This window comes from Desulfospira joergensenii DSM 10085 (assembly GCF_000420085.1).
Classification (GTDB): Bacteria; Desulfobacterota; Desulfobacteria; order Desulfobacterales; family Desulfobacteraceae; genus Desulfospira; species Desulfospira joergensenii.
The window spans coordinates 1,017,877-1,036,397 of record NZ_ATUG01000003.1; the positions used below are offsets into that span (position 1 = coordinate 1,017,877).

Annotated in this window: 20 protein-coding genes; 14 read left to right on the plus strand and 6 right to left on the minus strand. The window is 52.4% G+C overall.

The features are described 5' to 3' along the window. Positions 1–137: 137 nt before the first annotated feature. The 4 genes from F608_RS0128840 to F608_RS33810 form a co-directional block, all read right to left on the minus strand. Positions 138–854, minus strand: coding sequence for a type 2 periplasmic-binding domain-containing protein (locus F608_RS0128840; RefSeq protein WP_022669229.1), 717 nt, complete (start codon positions 852–854; stop codon positions 138–140). Positions 855–993: 139 nt separating this feature from the next. Continuing rightward, the gene (locus F608_RS0128845; protein WP_022669230.1) at positions 994–1,185 is read right to left on the minus strand and encodes a YgaP family membrane protein; all 192 of its coding nucleotides are present in this window, start codon (positions 1,183–1,185) and stop codon (positions 994–996) included. Positions 1,186–1,199: 14 nt separating this feature from the next. Then, positions 1,200–4,391 (minus strand): efflux RND transporter permease subunit, encoded by a 3,192-nt coding sequence (locus F608_RS0128850; protein ID WP_022669231.1) that lies wholly within the window; start codon positions 4,389–4,391, stop codon positions 1,200–1,202. Positions 4,392–4,492: 101 nt separating this feature from the next. After that, on the minus strand, positions 4,493–5,611 hold the full coding sequence (locus F608_RS33810) for an efflux RND transporter periplasmic adaptor subunit (RefSeq protein WP_022669232.1): 1,119 nt from the start codon (positions 5,609–5,611) through the stop codon (positions 4,493–4,495). Between the two features lie 202 nt (positions 5,612–5,813). Here F608_RS33810 and F608_RS36620 point away from each other — a divergent pair, with 202 nt between their 5' ends. The 8 genes from F608_RS36620 to F608_RS0128905 all read left to right on the plus strand — a co-directional run bounded on the left by F608_RS36620 (position 5,814) and on the right by F608_RS0128905 (position 11,646). Then, positions 5,814–5,978, plus strand: coding sequence for a rubredoxin-like domain-containing protein (locus F608_RS36620; RefSeq protein ID WP_022669233.1), 165 nt, complete (start codon positions 5,814–5,816; stop codon positions 5,976–5,978). A gap of 29 nt (positions 5,979–6,007) precedes the next feature. After that, entirely contained in the window at positions 6,008–6,187 is a 180-nt protein-coding gene (locus F608_RS0128865) for a hypothetical protein (RefSeq protein ID WP_022669234.1), read from the plus strand. Positions 6,188–6,605: 418 nt separating this feature from the next. Then, positions 6,606–6,890, plus strand: a complete 285-nt coding sequence (locus F608_RS35475) for a nitroreductase family protein (RefSeq protein WP_022669237.1) — start codon at positions 6,606–6,608, stop codon at positions 6,888–6,890. After that, positions 6,802–7,182: a nitroreductase family protein gene (locus F608_RS37240; protein WP_033399056.1), complete on the plus strand. Its 381-nt coding sequence runs from the start codon at positions 6,802–6,804 to the stop codon at positions 7,180–7,182. Before F608_RS35475 ends, F608_RS37240 begins: the two co-directional genes overlap by 89 nt. 106 nt (positions 7,183–7,288) lie before the next feature. Continuing rightward, positions 7,289–7,468 carry a rubredoxin gene (locus tag F608_RS0128890; protein ID WP_022669239.1) on the plus strand — a complete coding sequence of 60 codons (180 nt, stop codon included), beginning with the start codon at positions 7,289–7,291 and terminating at the stop codon, positions 7,466–7,468. 50 nt (positions 7,469–7,518) lie between these two features. After that, positions 7,519–8,349, plus strand: a complete 831-nt coding sequence (locus F608_RS34235; protein ID WP_084681314.1) for a rhodanese-like domain-containing protein — start codon at positions 7,519–7,521, stop codon at positions 8,347–8,349. A gap of 12 nt (positions 8,350–8,361) precedes the next feature. Continuing rightward, the gene (locus F608_RS0128900; protein WP_022669240.1) at positions 8,362–9,483 is read left to right on the plus strand and encodes an NAD(P)/FAD-dependent oxidoreductase; all 1,122 of its coding nucleotides are present in this window, start codon (positions 8,362–8,364) and stop codon (positions 9,481–9,483) included. 18 nt (positions 9,484–9,501) lie between these two features. Next, positions 9,502–11,646 carry an FAD-dependent oxidoreductase gene (locus tag F608_RS0128905; protein WP_022669241.1) on the plus strand — a complete coding sequence of 715 codons (2,145 nt, stop codon included), beginning with the start codon at positions 9,502–9,504 and terminating at the stop codon, positions 11,644–11,646. Positions 11,647–11,683: 37 nt separating this feature from the next. Here F608_RS0128905 and F608_RS0128910 read toward each other — a convergent pair whose 3' ends face one another. Beyond that, positions 11,684–12,349: a Rossmann-fold NAD(P)-binding domain-containing protein gene (locus F608_RS0128910; protein WP_022669242.1), complete on the minus strand. Its 666-nt coding sequence runs from the start codon at positions 12,347–12,349 to the stop codon at positions 11,684–11,686. A 401-nt stretch (positions 12,350–12,750) separates the two neighbouring features. Between F608_RS0128910 and F608_RS0128915 the strand changes: the two genes are divergently transcribed. Then, positions 12,751–13,104: a DVU0772 family protein gene (locus F608_RS0128915; protein ID WP_022669243.1), complete on the plus strand. Its 354-nt coding sequence runs from the start codon at positions 12,751–12,753 to the stop codon at positions 13,102–13,104. Positions 13,105–13,285: 181 nt separating this feature from the next. Here F608_RS0128915 and F608_RS0128925 read toward each other — a convergent pair whose 3' ends face one another. Further along, positions 13,286–13,588, minus strand: a complete 303-nt coding sequence (locus tag F608_RS0128925; RefSeq protein ID WP_022669245.1) for a sll1863 family stress response protein — start codon at positions 13,586–13,588, stop codon at positions 13,286–13,288. 379 nt (positions 13,589–13,967) lie between these two features. Here F608_RS0128925 and hcp point away from each other — a divergent pair, with 379 nt between their 5' ends. The 5 genes from hcp to F608_RS33825 all read left to right on the plus strand — a co-directional run bounded on the left by hcp (position 13,968) and on the right by F608_RS33825 (position 18,514). Continuing rightward, entirely contained in the window at positions 13,968–15,611 is a 1,644-nt protein-coding gene (gene hcp, locus F608_RS0128930) for a hydroxylamine reductase (RefSeq protein ID WP_022669246.1), read from the plus strand. A 91-nt stretch (positions 15,612–15,702) separates the two neighbouring features. Continuing rightward, complete coding sequence (locus F608_RS0128935; RefSeq protein ID WP_022669247.1) at positions 15,703–16,437, plus strand: HD domain-containing protein; 735 nt, start codon at positions 15,703–15,705, stop codon at positions 16,435–16,437. A gap of 114 nt (positions 16,438–16,551) precedes the next feature. Continuing rightward, on the plus strand, positions 16,552–17,289 hold the full coding sequence (locus F608_RS0128940) for an ATP-binding protein (protein WP_022669248.1): 738 nt from the start codon (positions 16,552–16,554) through the stop codon (positions 17,287–17,289). After that, a complete protein-coding gene (locus F608_RS0128945; RefSeq protein WP_022669249.1) occupies positions 17,286–18,074 on the plus strand; it encodes a 4Fe-4S dicluster domain-containing protein in 789 nt (262 codons plus the stop codon). The genes F608_RS0128940 and F608_RS0128945 overlap by 4 nt, the downstream gene beginning before the upstream one ends. Positions 18,075–18,082: 8 nt before the next feature. Next, a complete protein-coding gene (locus F608_RS33825; protein WP_022669250.1) occupies positions 18,083–18,514 on the plus strand; it encodes a GIY-YIG nuclease family protein in 432 nt (143 codons plus the stop codon). The last annotated feature ends 7 nt before the right edge of the window (positions 18,515–18,521 follow it).

The following is an 18,521-nucleotide window of genomic DNA, read 5'->3' on the forward strand; positions in this document are numbered from 1 at the left end:
GGGGCAACACGCTCTATGTGGGATTTAACGAGCAAATTTGCCGGGAGTTATAACCAAGGATGGTTCTCCGTCTTTGGGGATGATATCTTTAGAAAAGGCTGTCTCATGCAAACCCTCTCCTTGTCGATGGGGCAGGTTTATTCTGTATAAGGTGCATAAAGCCTTTCAAGGACCTTTTCCCGGATCAACCGCTCCAGGACAGGGGTGATTGCCGGAATCAGGGCCTTATGTTTTCTGTTCAGGAAGTGATACATTGAAACCCGGAAAAGGGGAGGTTCCAGGGCCTTGAAACCTTGAAATTGAGTGTTCCTGTTTAAAAATCTTTCAGTCTCCCCCCTGAGGGCGAGAACAAGATCCACCCGCCCGATATCCAGGATGGTGAACAGGGCATCATAAGTGTCTACGATGATCCTGTCCATGTCCCGGGTCATCTCCTCGGATAAAAAATATCCCCTCATGAAGCCGATCCGATAGGGCTTCAGGCTTGCCACCCCGTCAACGATGAATTCCCGGGAGGCCGAGTAGACCACAAGCTCGACCTGTCTTAAAGGGACGGGAACCGCAAGCATGTTTTTATAGCCTTCCAGAAGATTTTTTGTGGAGACCAGGATCCCGTCGGCTTTTTCAATATCGGCATGGATATAGCTCCGTTTCACAGGAAACCTCACCATCCTTACATCATATCCGATTTCCCCGTAGGCCAGTTTTAAAAATTCATGGTAGGCATTGACCACATTTGAGGCGGCATCCGAGGTAACGAAAACAAGGGTTTTTGGGGATTCTGCATGGACAGGAACCGTCCACAAAAAGAACAAAACGATCCAGAACACTTGTTTTGCCGATCTTATCTTCATCCTCAGACCCTTGGTTTAAACCGACCCATTTATCCCTGCCGTCGAATCGCCTTGAAAATCGTACCCCCTTAGATTTCGTAGAGAGTCGCAGTATACCACAGGCCGGGATCAATTTCCATTGCTGTCGATTGATATGGCGCTACCTGGGAATTTTAAACATCTTTTCCAGGATATTCTCCATGGGGCAGAATTTCGTAAAAGCCGACTGAAAAAGATTCACCCCCACAAAGGCCGTGAACAGCAGCCAGTAGGGAGAGTGGACCCGGGACAGGATCAGGGTGATGATGATAAAAGCCCCGGCAATGGCCCGGATATATTGTTCCATTTTCATTGTTTGGGTTCCTTTTATTTGGTTTTATCCTTATAGACCGAAAAATAGGTGACCGGGATGACCACCAGGGTGAACAGGGTGGAGGCGGACAGCCCGAAAATCAACGCCCAGGCAAGCCCGGAAAACACCGGATCAAAGGTGATGGGAAAGGCACCGATGGCCGTGGTCAGGGCCGTGAGAAGGATGGGTCGCATGCGGACCACTCCACTGTTGAGAATGGCCTCTTTTAAGGTCTCCCCCTGTCTTACCGCATCCTGGACAAATTCGATGAGAACCAGGGAGTTCCGGATCACGATGCCGCCCAGGGCGATCATGCCGATCATGCTGGTGGCCGTGAAAAAAACCGGATCGGCAAATCCGCCCACGTTCCGGGTGAAGAGGTTCAAAAGAAAGAATCCGGGCATGATGCCCAGGACGGTCAGGGGAATGGCCATCATGATGAGCATGGGCATGAAATAAGACCCGGTGTTGACGACCAGGATAAAATAGATGCCCAAAAGGGCGGCGGCAAAGGCCAGGCCCATGTCCCGGAATACCCTCAGGGTGATCTTCCACTCGCCTTCCCCGGCCCAGTCCACACGGGTACCGGCCGGAACCGGATTGTTTTTCAATTTTTTCATCATGTCCAGGACAGCCTCCCCGGGCGCCCGGCCGGCCATTTCGCCCATCACATAGACCACGGGTTCCAGGTTTTTATGATAAATAGGCTCTTGGGTTCTCTTTTCAACCACCCGGACCAGTTCCGCCAGGGGAATCAGCTTTCCGGCAGAAGATCTCACCGGTACATGGGAAAGGGAAATCATGTCGGACCGCTGGTCCCGGGGCATGATCACCCTTACCCACAGGGGGTTTCGTTCCGCAGGGAGATGGATGCTGGCCGGGGTGATGCCCCCAAGGGCCGCCTCCAGGGTGTCCAGAATGGTCCGGGTGTCGATGCCGTGAAGGGCGGCCTTTTCCCGGTCTACAACGATATCCAGGAGCCTGGCATTTTTTTCGGTCATGATGCTCACGTCGGTGACAAAATCTTCATTTTCCATGATTGCCTTGACATGGCCGGCACTTTGAAGCAGTTCCCCGTAGGATCTATCGTTGTCCCCGTAGATTTCCGCCACCAGGGTGGACAGAACCGGCGGACCGGGCGGAACTTCCACCAGCTGGATCCTGGCATGGTTCTTTTTGGCGATCTGCTCCAGGTCCTTGCGAAGTCTCAGCAGGATGGTGTGGCTCTGCTGCTCCCTTCTGGACTTATCCGCCAGGTTGACCCGGATATCGGCCAGGTGTGAACCTTTCCGGATATAATAATGGCGGACCATACCGTTGAAATCCATTGGAGATGAAATCCCGGTATAGGAAACGAAATTTTCCACCTCATTTACGGTTCTCAGGTAATCTTCAAATTCCCGGACCACCCGGTCCGTATATTCCAGGGAAGTGCCCTCATCCATGTCCAGGAGAACCTGGAATTCATTTTTATTGTCAAAGGGAAGCAGCTTCAGGGGCACCAGCCTGAAAATCCCGAGGGCACAGGATCCTGCCAGGAGTACCAGTACCAGGGCAAGCAGAAAAAACCTCATCCCCCTTTTTTCCAGAAAAGGATTGAGGATCGACCGGTATACCCTGGACATGAAATGCCCGGACCGGCTCCGGGCTTCAGGTTTGTCTTTCAAGGATTTGAGCAGAAGATGGGAAATCCAGGGCACAATGGTCAGGGCGCAGACCGTGGAAAAGGTCACGGTAAGGGGCACGTTGACGGCCATGGGCGCCATATAGGGGCCCATCATTCCGGTGATGAAAAACAGGGGGGTAAAGCAGACGATGATGGCAATGGTGGACATGATCACCGGCGGCAAAACCTCCTGGACCCCGTGCAGAGTGGCCTCAAAGGGATCCAGGATCTTTGCCCGGATATGGCGCTGGATATTTTCCACGTTGGTAATGGGATCGTCCACCACCAGACCCAGGGAAAGGATCAGGGCAAACAGGGTCACCCGGTTAATGGTATACCCGAATAAAAAATTCACGAAAAGGGCAAGGGAAAATGAAATGGGAACAGCCAGGGCCACCACCAGGGCCTCCCTCCATCCCAGGGTAAGGGCCAGGAGAATCACCACGGAAACAATGGCAAATCCCAGGGAGCTGAGCAGCTCATTGACCTTGACATGGGCGGTATGGCCGGTGTTCCGGGTGACCTCTACTTTTACCGCGTCGGGAATCACGGTTTTTTTCAGTTTTTCCACCTCATCCAGAATAGACCGGGCCACGTCCACGGCATTGGTCCCCTTTTTCTTGGAAAATGCCAGGGTCACCGCCGGATAGGACAAGGGGGACCCGCTCCCGGATTCCTTATCCTTGTAAAAATTGGAAAATCCGATCCGGGTATAGGCCTCCACCTCTCTGGGACCGTCCAGGATACGGGTCACATCCTCCAGATATACCGGTCTTTCCCGGCGTCCGGATACCACCAGCCGTCTGACCTCGTCCAGGGAGGTGAGAAAGGAACTGGAGGTCACCAGGACCTGCTGGTTGTTTTTATTAAAAGTTCCGGCCTGAACCGAAACATCAGCCCCCTGCAATGCGTTTTCAATATCCTGGACCGAGACCCCGAAGCCCTTCATCTTCAAGGGATCCAATTCCACCCGGACCTCCCTTTTCCTTCCCCCGTAAATGGAAGAGCGGGAGATGTTCTCCAGCCGGGACAGCCGGGCCATGAGTTCTTCCCCCACCCGCTCCAGTTCATGATCGGAGTAAAGATCCGAATAAAGGGTCAGGGTCAGGATGGGCACGTCGTCAATCTCCACGGGTTTGACCAGCCAGGAGGTCACAATGGGCGGCACCCTGTCCTGGTTCATCATGATCTTGTTGTGCAGCTTGACAATGGAGTTTTCTCTGTCCTCTCCCACAAAGAACCGGACCGTGACCATGGCCTTTTCCCGGGTGGATGTGGAATAGACATACTCCACTCCGTCGATCTCCCAGAGGATCTGCTCTAGGGGAGTGGCCACCAGTTTTTCGATTTCAGCCGGACTGGCCCCGGGGGCTTCCACATAGACATCGGCCATGGGAACTACAATCTGGGGTTCCTCCTCCTTGGGGGTGATGAAAATCGAAAACGCCCCCAGGCACAGGGCAAACAGGATGAGCATGATGGAGAGCTGGGAGCTTAAGAACACCTTTACAATATTTGAAATGATTGATTGTTTAGCCATTGTTTTACGTCCGAAAATCTAAAGCTTTAAAGGAAAACCAGGTTTCCCGCTGGAAAAACAACAGAAAGACCGGTCAATTATCAATTTTTAATTGTCGATTCTCAATTGCGTTCCCACCCTATTGTCTCGTTCCCGGAAAGTCCGGCCAGCACCTCGATCTTATCTTTCAGGATCTTCCCGGTTTTAACGTATACCCTCTGCCAGGTCTTGTCCCTAAGGACCAGAATCTGCTCCAGCTGTCCCACCCGGATCACGGCTTCCCGGGGAACCACAAGGGTGTTTTCCCTGCCCACGGGGATCATGAGTCTGCCGAACATACCCGGATAGATGCCCGGAGTGTGGGGAAGGGCCGCCTTCACCAGAAAGGTCCGGGTGGCCGGGTCTGCATAGGGGACGATCTCCTCTATTTTTGCATTGACCGTCTTGTCAACGGTTTCGATCTTTACCTGATAATCGCCGCCCAGGCTCACCCTGGAAATCAATCCCTCCCGTACACTGGCCTCCAGCCTCAGGGCTCCGCTGGTCTGGATGATCATCAAGGGTTTCCCCGGAATAGCCTGATCCCCGGGGTCTGTCATCCGCTGGGCCACAATTCCGGATGCCGGGGCCTTGATTTCAGCATATCCCAGGGCGATCCGGGCCTCTTTTACCACCTGCTCGGCCTGGCGGATGGAAGCCTTGGCCGACTGGACCCCTTCCCTGGATTTTTCAAGTCTTGCCTTGGACTGGAGATAGGCGGCCTTATCGATTTCAAGCTTCTGTACCGGCACAATATCGGATTTAAATAATTTTTGGGTCCGTTCATAGGCGGCTTTTGTCTGATCCAGGTTGGCACTTGCCTCATCCATGGATTTGAGGGTCTGCTCCAGATTGTTCTTTGCCAGGCTCAGGCCTTCCCCGGCCTGTTTTACCCGGGCCATCAGCTGACGGTTGTCCAGACGGATCAGAACATCGCCCTCCTGTACGGATGTGCCCGGAGTGAAAAACACCTTGAGGACCTGGGCGCTGACCTGGGATTCAATGACGGATTCGGTCAAGGGACGGATGGTTCCCACGGCCTCGTACATCTGGACAATATCCTGTTTCTCAACAAGGGCCCTGGCAGAGGGTCCAGGTCCGGCTTCCCCCTTCCCTGAGAATCCGGGCTGAATTTTTTGATTGTCACAGGAGACCAGAACCATTAAAATAAGGGATAGGAATAGATAATTTCTTTTTTTCATGGCAAGACTCTTTAAATTATGTAATGATTTCATGATACTCTTTGACTCGTATGCTCCGTTGTACCGTTACTATGGTTCGCAAAAACCCTGCCTGAATCCGTGGCATGATTCTTGATAATCCTAATGTATAACAGAGTGACTCAAAGATAGTAATTAATCCGGGCCCTGAAAAGCAAGGCCAAAATACAAAAGGAGAAAAAATATGGTCAGTTGGATATGCAACAAATGCGGCTACAACCTGGAAGCAGAAACCCCTCCGGAGGAATGCCCCTCCTGCAAGGGCAGCTGCACCTTCGTGGACAATTCCTGTTACACCCCGGATTGTGCCGGGACCCCCAATGATCCGAGAATCAAGGGCGACGAGTAATTCTAGCCGATTAGAGAAAGGAGTCAGCAATGGCCAAACAATATAAAATAAAAACCGCCTGCCCCCAATGCGGATGTTCCGGGGTTTCCCATCTGTCTGAAGAAGAGATGAAGAAACGGTACGGGGATGTTCCCAATATTGAGATGGAATGCCATGAATGCATGATGGTCATGGATGCCGAAGTCGAGGAAGAAGACAATAAATCATGACCAGTGGCCCATCCACTGTTTCAGATTTTCACTGGGCCACCCGACATTCCCGGAACAGGATAAGGCCCCATTTCCTGGATTTTGAGAGTTTTCCGGCCCCGTTTAAATCCTAGGATTATGTAAACCGAATCGACCTGTCAAAACCGGATGAAAGGGTTGAGGAAGGCCTCAACACACTTTTCAAAGCGAAACCGATGGCCGGAGCAGGGTCTGATTTTGACAGGGACAGGATCCTGCGGGCTCTGTTTCTGGCCTGGGGGGTGACAGGAAAAACCCTTGGGGGACGGGTCCCCTGGTTCTCCCCTAGCCTGCCCTCTGCCGGAGGGCTTTATCCCTGGAATGTTATGCCCTGATCCGGGATGTGGAAGGGTTTGAGACAGGACTGTATTATTGCAACATGATACAGGAGTTTCTCGGAATGATACAGAAAGACCCCTTTTCCGTTCCCGATCGTCAGGCTCCGGGGGTATTCTTCTTCATTCCAGCCGAATTTTTTAAAAGCGCCTGGGAATACCGGAAAAGGGCTTTTCGATATCTTTTGCTGGACACGGGCCATCTTGTGGAAAATTTCATGCTGGCGACCAAAGCCCTGGGACTTTCTTCCCGGATGTCCTATGACTTTGAGGATAAACAGGTATCCAATTTTCTGGGTCTGGACAATTGCCGGGAAATGCCTACCCAAGACCCAGGGCAAATTCCATGAAGGCCTCTCCCGGGTATGCCTGGATCAGACCTGGATCCGCAATGCAGCCATGAACTTTTTATTTATTACGGATCTGACGGCCCTGGAAAAGGAATCCGGCCCCAGGGGATACCGGAAGGTTCTCATGGAGAGCGGACGGATGGGCCGGAGGATCTACCTGGCGGCCCAGGGACTGGGGTGCTGCGGTGTGGGCGCCCTCTACGACCGGGAAGCCCGGTCTCTTATGGGTCTTGACCCTGAAACCGCGCTCTTTTATCTAATTTCCACCGGCCCGGTTAAACGTTCTTTTTAAAACCCAGGAGATTTCAGGGGCAAGTTGCCGGGATCACCCATTTTGCAGTTTTGCCCCTTTCATATAAACCATGGCAGATAACAACGAAACCCAGAAAGGAATAAAAATGGCAGAACCCAAAGATATGTACCAGTGTCAGATGGTCAATTGCGGATATATTTATAATCCGGACAAGGGAGACAGGAAGGGGAAAATTCCCAAGGGAACCCGGTTTGAAGAACTGCCCGATGACTGGCACTGCCCCATCTGCGGTGCCGGCAAAAAGATGTTCAAGTCCCTGGGATGAAAATCAATCAAGAATTATGAATGAACAGCCAAGACTTGAGGAGGTGAACCATGAAATGGATGCAGTTTCTCACACCGGCCAAATCAATGGACTCTGATGAGGCCCGGTCCTTTATATCCGATCATCCCGGGGAGGATTTCATTCTCCTGGATGTAAGACAGCCCTCGGAGTATCAGGAAGAACATCTGCCCGGAGCCCTGCTCATCCCCCTGCCCCAGCTCTCGGACCGGCTGGACGAGATGGACCGGGAAAAGCCGGTCCTGGTCTACTGAGCCATTGGAGGGCGCAGCCGGGTTGCTGCACAGATGCTGTCCGGGAAGGGATTCACCCAGGTTTTTAACATGTCCGGCGGGATCAAGGCCTGGCAGGGAAACAAAGCCGTCGGTGCCCAGGATCTGGGCATGGATCTGTTTACAGGACAGGAAGAACCCCGGGATATATTAAAGACCGCCTATTCCCTGGAGCAGGGACTGAGGGATTTTTATCTGGAAATGGAAAAACAGACATCAAACGATGAGGTAAAAAGCCTTTTCTCAAAACTGGCTGAAATTGAAATCAAGCACCAGGAGGAAATCCTGGCCGCCTATAATCAATTCAGCCCGGAACCGGCAGACCGGGCCGGATTTGAAAAAATAGTGGAAACCCGGGCCATGGAAGGGGGACTGACCACCCAGGAGTACATGGATCTTTTCCATCCCGACCTCAATTCTCCGAAGGATGTCATCTCCCTGGCCATGTCCATTGAGGCCCAGGCCCTGGATCTCTACCAGAGGGTGGGAAGCCGGCTGGAAGGCCGGGAAGCCAGGGGAACGATCAACAAAATCGCCAACGATGAAAAATCTCATCTGGCCAGCCTGGGGAAACTTATGGACACTCTTTAAGGAGCGGATCAAATGAAAAAGCATCTGGTACTGGTGGGAGGAGGCCATGCCCACATGATGATTCTGGACAATTTGAAGCAGATTATTGAAAAGGGCTTCAAGGTCACGGTTATCGGTCCCTGCGACCATCATTATTACTCGGGCATGGGGCCGGGAATGCTGGGCGGCACCTATACCCGGGAGGATATCCGGTTCGCCACCAAAGATGTGGTCACCAAACAGGGGGGAACCTTTGTTCTTGACCGGGTGGCCAGACTCGATCCCAAAGCCCGGGAAGTCTACACGGAATCCGGGGAAAAAGTGAAGTACGACGTGGTCTGCTGCAATGCCGGCTCCTATATTCCCATGGACACGGTTCCGGGCCAGCTGGACAACACCTATCCGGTCAAGCCCATTGAAAAGCTGTGGGAGGCCGCTGAAAAACTGAAAGCCCTTTTTAAAAGCGGGGAAACAAGGGTCTCCGTGGTCGGGGGAGGTCCTTCCTCGGCCGAGGTGGCCGGCAATGTCTGGCAGCTGGCAAAGGAGATGAAGGGCCCCATGCCGGAGATCCGGATCTTTGCCCGGAGCCGGCTCATGTCCGGGTTCCCGGAATCGGTCCGTTCCCGGGTATTTTCCATCCTCAAAAAACGGGGGATCCATATCCATGAACAGGCGCCTGTCAAGGAAGTGACCCGGGATTCCATCCTCCTGGATTCGGGCCGGACCTTTGACTCGGATTTTATTTTCATGGCTCCCGGGGTCAGGCCGTCCACCATATTTGAGGTTTCCGGTCTGCCCGTGGGTCCGGACAAGGGACTTTTAGTGAACACCTATCTTCAGTCCGTGGAATATCCCGAAATTTTCGGCGGCGGGGACTGTATCTATTTCCAGGACCAGCCCCTGAACAAGGTGGGGGTCTATGCGGTCCGGGAAAACCCGGTTCTTCTCCACAACGTCATGGCAAGCCTGGAAGGAAAAGCGTTAGTGGAATTTCATCCCGGTCCGGAGTATCTCCTGATCTTCAATTTAGGAGGCGGCGCCGGGGTGCTCAAGAAAAAAGGACTGGTATTCGGCGGGAGACTCGCCTTTATTATTAAAGACTATATTGACCGGAAGTTCATGAAGAGCTTCCAGGCCATTGAAAAAACCCTATAACTTCCCGGTGAACCTGCAATGAAAAAAGGCTCTGGAAAAAAAATTCTGCTTCTGACAATCATCCTGGTCCTGGCCGGCCTGTTTTTCCTATTTGACCTGGACCGGTACGTCTCTTTTTCCAACCTTAAAAATGAAATTGACGGGTTCCAAGCCATATACCAACAGCACAGGTTCCTCTTCATTGCCACCTATTTTACGGCCTATGTGCTCATGGCGGCTCTGTCCCTTCCCGGGGCCGCCATTATGTCCCTGGCCGGAGCTGCCGTCTTCGGCCTGGTTCCCGGGACCATTATCATCTCCTTTGCCTCCACCATGGGCGCTTTTTTAGCCTTTCTTTCCTCCCGCTACCTGTTCCGGGACTTTGTGGAACAAAAATTTTCATCCAAACTTGAAACCATCAACCGGGGGATGGAAAAGGAAGGGGGATTTTATCTTTTTACCCTGAGACTGGTCCCTTTATTTCCCTTTTTCCTGATCAACCTGGCCATGGGCTTGACCAATATCCGGGGCCATGTTTTTTACCTGGTCAGCCAGATCGGCATGCTCCCGGGCACCATTGTATATGTGAATGCCGGTACCCAGCTGGCCCAGCTCGATTCCATCCAGGGGATCCTCTCCTTTAAAATTCTATTTGCCTTTGCCCTTCTGGGGATCTTCCCCATTGTGGCCAAACGGATCATCGACGGAATCCGGAGTAAAAAGATCTATGCCCGGTTTTCCAGACCCTCTTCCTTTGACTACAACCTGACGGTCATCGGCGGAGGCTCAGCCGGCCTTGTGGCCTCCTATATCGGAGCTGCGGTCAAGGCCCGGGTTGCCCTGATCGAAGAGCATAAAATGGGCGGAGACTGCCTCAATACCGGATGCGTCCCGTCCAAGGCCCTGATCGCCAGTGCCGGACTTGCCGCAAAGGCACGCCAGGCTAAAAAATACGGGTTTGACCGGATCGATATGGATTTTCAGTTTTCAAAGATCATGGACCGGGTGAAATCCGTCATTCAGAAAGTAGAGCCCCATGACTCGGTGGAGCGGTATACCCGGCTCGGCGTGGACTGCTTCCAGGGACGGGCCAAGATCCTGTCCCCTTTTGAGGTGAAGGTAGGAGACAAAACCCTGACTACCCGGAACATCCTCATTGCCACGGGAGCCAGGCCCATGGTTCCGGAACTGCCCGGCCTGGAAAGCATCGAATATCTGACCTCGGATACGGTCTGGGATCTTTCCACCCTGCCCCGGCGCCTGGCGGTTTTAGGGGGAGGGCCCATCGGCTGCGAACTGGCCCAGGCCTTTGCCCGGCTGGGCTCCGAAGTTTTCCTTGTCCAGAGGGGGCCGGCCCTTCTCAAGCGGGAAGATCCCGATGCCGCCGAAATCATCCAAAAGACCTTTGAGACCGAAGGCATTCAGGTGATGACCGGCCATGCCGCCAGGGAAATCAGAACCCGGGGCGGGGAAACTATTCTCATCTGCGACCACGGGGATCAAGAGGTGCCCATCCCCTTTGACCGGCTCCTCATTGCCCTGGGCCGGACACCCAATGTTGCAGGTTTCGGCCTGGAAGAACTGGGAGTTGAACTGGGTTCCAACCGGGGTGTGGCCGCCGATGAATTCCTCCGGACCAACTTTCCCAATATCTTCTGCAGCGGGGATGTCCACGGCCGATACCAGTTTACCCACACGGCCGCCCATGAATCCTGGTATGCCTCGGTAAACGCCCTGTTCGGAAGGTTCAAGAAGTTCCGGGTGGATTACTCCACCATTCCCTGGGCCACCTTTACCGATCCGGAAGTGGCCCGGGCGGGTTTAAATGAAACCCAGGCCCAAGAGCAGAACATTGAGTACGAAGTGGTAAAATATCCCATTGACGACCTGGACAGGGCCATTGCCGACTCCCGGGACCAGGGCTTTGTCAAGGTGCTCACCCCTCCCGGCAAGGACAGGATCCTGGGAGTCACCATTGTGGGCCACCATGCCTCGGACATCATCGCCGAATTTGTCCTGGCCATGAAGCAGAAGATCGGGCTCAACAAAATCCTGGGCACCATCCATATCTATCCCACCATGGCCGAGGCCAATAAATATGCGGCCGGAATGTGGAAAAAAGCCCATGCCCCGGAAAGACTTCTGGCCTGGATTAAAAAGTACCACGCCTGGATGCGGAAATGATTGTAAGATGTTAAAATTAAAAGGACCTGTAAAAAGGTTATCTTTGCCCAGGATCAAACTCTTTCAAAACCCCTCCCGAGAGAACGCCGTGGCAGCGGCAGGCCGTGGCCGCAAAAAGAGGACCCGGACTTTGAGCGATGTTGTCAAGGAATTCAAAAAGAGCTCTGGGAGTATACCCTCCCAGACCGGGTCCCAGCTGGACACTCTGGATCACAATGGGCCGGATCCCGGGAAAATCCACTTTTGCCAGGAGTCGGAACATATCCTCCTTCCGGGGTTCCCCGGTTCGGGTGCAGTACTCATCCGGCTCATTGCAGTTGGGCGGGCAGAAAAAATCCGCATGGGTGACATAGATCTCCCCGTCTGCCCCGTCCATGGGATTGGGTAGAACCGTTTTCAGTCCTTTGGGCAGGAAATCCACCCGAAGCCGTTCCTTTCCCATCTTGAGGCGGCACCATTCCCAGGCAAGATGGATGGGCACGGCCGGAACGATCCAGTCAGGACCTGAATCGCTTGTCAGGCAGGCATGCAGAAAATCCGCCCCCTCTTTCTCCTCAATCCGGCACCCCAGTTTTTCCGCCTGATCCAAAGCGTCCCGGTCCTGGTCCACCAGGGTCAGATTCATGGCCCTCTCCTGGCGGATCAGGCTCTTTGCCGCCAATATCCCGAATTTTCCGCTTCCGATGATCCATATGTCTTCCATAATCCGCTTATCCTATGATTCAATTGATAAAGTCAACCTTCCGGGAAATTACCACGGAGTATGGATCCCTAAAACTTCGCGCTCTTCGTGGTTTTCTTCTTTTTATCGGAACCGCGAAGAACACCAAGGAACGCCAGGACGACTGCAAAAATCCTGCCTGCATTGCCCGGATATCCCACTTCAACCCGAGACAGCAATAATACAATTATGTCTCTCAAACTGTCTCGATCCTAATTTTTCAAGGATCATCCCGACAGAAAAAGATTCCTTTTATTTTTTAAAATGACATTCATTTCAGATGCTTATAAATACAAATATCGCCATGGCACAAGGTTTGCTAATTATCTATGTTAGAAAAACCAACGCTGCCTGGTTTCAGACAGTCGATGCAGGAGGGAAATATGAGACTGAAAGACATAAAAGAGAACTATAACCTGCTCAATTCCGTAGACTGGGAAATGACTCCGGAGGAGGCCATTGCCCTTCATCTGGAGTGGGGCCCCTTAAGATCCCAGTCCTATTACAACTCCAGGGACAATGACAATGAAACCGTCTATTTTGTCATCAATACCTGGAAACAGCATCCCATCCTGACCCTGGTCAGGAGAAAGGGATTCGACTCCGAGGAACTGGGCAGTTTTAACCTGCCCAAAAACCTGGAAAGGGAGTTCATGCAGGGAATCGGCAAATACAAAGGCGTATATGCCGTAGAAGGAAATGTAAGAGACTGGCTCAAAAAGGAACTTGAAGTATAAGCCCGAATCCACCACCACCTTAATTCAGGCCCAGTTCCCTTGCCGGCAAGCGGGGCAGAATCTGTCGATTCTGCCCCGCTTGTTTTTTTGGGAAAACTCCCCAAAAAAACAAAAGGCCTCAGGTTTTGAAAACTGAGGCCTTTCAAGTGTAGTTCAGGCTAAAAACTCTGAAAGTTTTTTCTCACCCCCCTACGTTACCAGCTTCAAGATCTCTCCAGGCCCGGTCAACACTACTACCGATTGTTCCGAATAGATCATCCAGTTCATTTTTCATAGGGGACCAGTCTGACGGACATTCATTTTCCAGCTGATCAACACGAACCTGGGCAGTAGTCACTTCCTGGTCCAGCTGCCCTATGAGCGGTAACATTTTCTCTTTTTCAGCAGACCCATACGTATCTGCGACTTTTTTCATGGCTTCTAATTTTTCTTTCCAAGCAGTAACTTCGGCCAACATGGCTTTACAATAATCTTTAACTTCCATGATTTCTCCTCCATGATTTAAATTAATGAAAAGACGGATTAATCATATAATTTTATTATCGAGAATAAGAGATCAATATTCAGTTCTAAGTCGGAATAGTTCTTGAAAATTGAAAAATTGGCAGTTCCTGAAGCGGATCCCATCAAATTATATGCTTGTATACTATACAGGCATATCTCATAAATGTAACCATAATATTTAATTTAAATAACCTAAAAATTCTAAGAAGCGAAAAGAGATCCATATTTTTCCCTTCCTGAAAAAAAGTTAAAAAAAATACCAACCTTGATCCAGGTCAAGGTTTTGCATGTCATTATTCTGTAAACTGCTTCCCAGGACAAAAAAACAGATCCATCAACCGCAAGATAAGGAGAGAATCATGTTTTGTTTTCAATGTCAGGAAGCAGCGAAAAACCAGGGATGTACAATCAAGGGAATGTGCGGCAAGGAAAATAACACGGCCCTTCTTCAGGATCTTCTGATCTATAACCTTAAGGGGATTTCGGTGATCGCCGACAACGCCAAGGCAAAAGGAGCGGTCATCCCCAGGGAAGTCGGTTCCTTTGTGACCAAGGCCCTGTTCACCACCATCACCAATGTCAATTTCAACAATGAAGATCTGACCCGCTGGATCAGCCAGGCCCAGACGGTTAAAAAAGAGCTTTTTGAACGCGTGAAGGATAAAGCCGATGCAAACCTGCCCGAATGCGCAACCTGGTATTCCAATGATCCGGGTTCCTATACGGCCAAGGCAGAAACCGTGGGGGTTCTGAGCACGGAAAACGAAGATGTCAGATCCCTGCGGGAGCTTCTCATCCTCGGACTTAAGGGGATCGCCGCCTATGCCGACCATGCCGCGGTCCTGGGCATTGAAAAGGATGAGATCTACGATTTTCTCTTTCAGGGGCTGGCATCCACCACCCAGGATCTTTCCGTTGACGAAATGACGGGACTGGTTCTCAAGGCCGGGGAAGTGGCCGTGACCACCATGGCGGCCCTGGACGAGGCCAATACCTCCACTTACGGCCATCCGGAACTGAGCGAGGTCAATATCGGCGTGGGCACCAACCCGGGAATTTTGATCTCCGGACATGATCTCAAAGACATGGAAGAACTCATGGAGCAGACTAAAGGCACCGGGATCGATGTCTACACCCACGGTGAAATGCTGCCGGCCAATTACTACCCGGCATTTAAAAAACATGGGCACCTGAAGGGCAACTACGGATCCTCCTGGTGGCATCAGAACAAGGAATTCGAGTCCTTTAACGGACCCATTCTCATGACCACCAACTGCATTGTGCCCATGAAGAGTTCCAACACCTACCAGGACCGGTTCTTCACCACCGGTGTGGCCTCCTACCCCGATACGGTTCATATCCCCGACCGGGTCAATGGTTCTGCCAAGGATTTCTCTGCCGTGATCGAGCGGGCCAAGGCCTGCAAGGCCCCGGAAGAGATTGAAACCGGTAAGATCGTGGGCGGATTTGCCAGAAACCAGGTCCTGGCCCTGGCCGACAAGGTGGTGGATGCGGTGAAGACAGGAGCCATCAAGCGGTTCGTGGTTATGGCCGGCTGTGACGGCCGTCAGAAATCCCGGGGATATTTCACACAAGTGGCGGAGAAACTGCCCCAGGATGCTGTCATCCTTACGGCCGGATGCGCCAAGTACCGGTACAATAAGCTGGATCTGGGCGACATCGGCGGGATTCCCAGGGTTCTGGATGCGGGACAGTGCAATGACTGCTACTCCCTGGCCGTTATCGCCCTGAAGCTCAAGGAGGTTTTCGGCCTGGAGGACATCAATGACCTGCCCCTTTCCTTTGACATCGGCTGGTATGAGCAGAAAGCCGTGGCCGTTCTCCTGGCCCTGCTTCATCTGGGCGTAAAGGGAATCCGCCTGGGCCCCACGGTTCCGGCTTTTATCTCTCCTGCAGTGCTGAACGTGCTGGTGGAGAACTTTGACATCAAGCCCATTACCGAGCCGGATGCGGATGTGGCTGCCATTATGGCGGGAAAATAATTGGTAGTTGAGTTGTGAGGCAAAAGGCAAGCTCCTTTGGCCTCACGACTCGACCTCTTCAACCGAAACAGATAACCAAGGAGACGAATCCATGAAATGCCCTGGACAGGATACCCAATACTGGAATGAAGATGCCATCTTTGAAACCGAGTGTCCGGAATGCGGCCATGCCATGGAATTTTTCAAGGATGACGCCACCCGCAGATGCCCCAACTGCAAAAAGAAAATCGTCAATCCCAGGATGGATTTCGGATGTGCCTCATATTGCAAATTTGCCGAGCAGTGCCTGGGAACCCTTCCCGAGGAATTTATTGCCCAGCGGGACGATCTGCTAAAGGACCGGGTGGCCGTGGAGATGAAAAAGTACTTTAAAACGGATTTCAAACGCATCGGCCATGCGGCCAAAGTGGCCAATTTTGCCGAAAAAATCGGACGGGGGGAAAAGGCCAACCTGGCTGTGGTGCTCTGCGCGGCCTATCTTCACGATATCGGAATCAAGAATGCAGAAGAAAAGTACAATTCACCGGCTGCCCAGTACCAGGAGCAGGAAGGTCCGCCCGTGGCCCGGCAGATCCTGGAGACCCTGGGGGCCCAGGAGAAACTCATTGAACAGGTCTGCGATATTGTGGGACATCACCATCATCCCGGGGAAAATGAGTCCCTGGAATTTAAATGTATTTACGATGCAGACATGATCACCAATATGTCGGATTGCCAGGGGAAAAACCAGCTCTCTTCCGACGAATTCAGGGCAAAGCTTTCCCGGATCCTCATGACGGAATCGGGAAAGCAGATGGCCCGCCAGGTCCTGATGGACCCGGAATAACCGCCGGGATCATATGGCACACAAGCAATCATTTGAGTCAAAGGGTTTGGAAAATCCTGAAAAGCTTTAGACTTCTGACTTTGGCCTTTTGACTTTTTCATAAAGGAGATTTCCATGAAAGTACTGAGAAAAATAATCGAAATTGATGAAGAGCGCTGCGACGGATGCGGCAATTGTGTCCTGGCCTGCGCAGAAGGGGCCATTGAGATCATTGACGGCAAGGCAAAGGTCATTGCGGACAAGTACTGCGACGGTCTCGGGGCCTGCATCGGGGATTGTCCCCAGGATGCCCTGACCATTGTGGAGCGGGAAGCCGAAGATTTTGACGAGGAGGCCGTTGAAGAGCTGTTAAAGAAAAAATCCGGGAACAAAACAGAGGCAAAGCCCTCCGGATGCCCGTCCGCCGCGCTCAAAACCTTTCCCACGGAAGGACCCGGCAATTGTCAGTCCGCCAATAAACCGGTGCTGAACGGCCCTTCCGGGGAATCTTCCCTGGGCCACTGGCCCGTACAGATCAGCCTGGTCCCGGCCGGGGCTCCTTTTCTCAAAGATGCTGACCTGCTCATTGCCGCCGACTGCGTGCCCGTGGCCTATCCCAATTTTCACCGGGATCTTCTGAAAGGGAAAGCCGTGATGATCGGATGCCCCAAATTTGACGATGCTGAAGCCTATATTGAAAAGCTTGCCCAGGTTTTTAAAATCTCCGGGATCAAAAGCATTACCTCGGCCATAATGGAAGTGCCCTGTTGTTCCGCCCTTCCCGTGATCGTTAAAAAAGCCCTGGCCAAAGCCGGGGTGGATATCCCCTTTAATGAGATCGTTGTCAGCGCCCGGGGGGAAATCCTTTCATGAGATGGGACCCTGAAGCAGAGCAGGCCATTCAAAAAGTCCCTTTTTTCGTACGAAAAAAAGTCCGGAAAAAAGTAGAGGCCCATGCCGGGCAAAAGGGGCGGTCCTCAGTATCCCTTTCCGATGTGGAGGATTTGCGCAAAAAATTTCTGTCCAAGGGGGGAATGGAAAAAGAAGTGCGGGGATTTGAGGCTGCCGCCTGCTTCGGCGGGGCCGGATGCCCCAATTGTGCCGCCCCCTGCGAGGATTTGGCCGGGGAAATTGAAGAACTCCTGGAAAAGGCGGATATCCGCTCTTTTCTCAAGGCCCATGTAAAGACCGGGCTCAAGTTCCACCATGAGTTCCGGGTGGTCCTGTCCGACTGTCCCAATGCCTGTTCCCGGCCCCAGATCGCCGATGTGGGTATCCTGGGCGCTTCGGTTCCGGGGGTCTCGGATGAGCCCTGCAGTCAGTGCCGGGCCTGTGTGGAAACCTGTCCCGAGCAGGCCGTCTTTCTGGATGAAAACTCAGGCCGGCCGGAGATCGATCCTGAAACATGCCTGAGCTGCGGCAAATGCATCCGGGTCTGTCCCACGGGCACCCTCATGGAAAAGAAAAAAGGATACAGGGTTCTTCTGGGCGGAAGACTGGGGCGCCATCCCCGCCTGGGAATGGAAGTCCCGGGGATTCACACCCGGGAAGAGGTCCTCATGATCCTGAAAAAGGCGATTGAGTTTTATAAAACCCATTCCACTAAAGGCCGGCGATTTTCCCAGATCCTTGACTCCATAGATCAGATTGCGGGATAATCCCTACCATGGAAGATCTATCCCGCAAGGGCACCTATATTATCGTTCTCCACTTTGACAGGGCCAGAACCATTGATGTCGGGAAACTCGGTCCGGTTCAGTTTAGAAAAGGATACTACGCCTATGTAGGGAGCGCTTTTGGCCCGGGCGGCATGAAAAGCCGGATCCGGCATCATATACTCCCCAAGAAAAGATGTCACTGGCACCTGGATTACCTCGATACGGCCGCTAAAGAGATCTGGGTATCTGAACCCGGGGCCAGACTGGAACATGAATGGGCCTTGAGCCTGGGAAGAACCTCATCCGGGCGGATTCCCGGATTCGGTTCCTCCGATTGTGCCTGCGATTCCCACCTCTTATATTTCAAGAACCCAAAAGAGATGGACAAGGCCCGTAAATCCTTAAGCCTTAAAAAACATCAGCCTGACCGGTTTTTGTAAGGCTTTG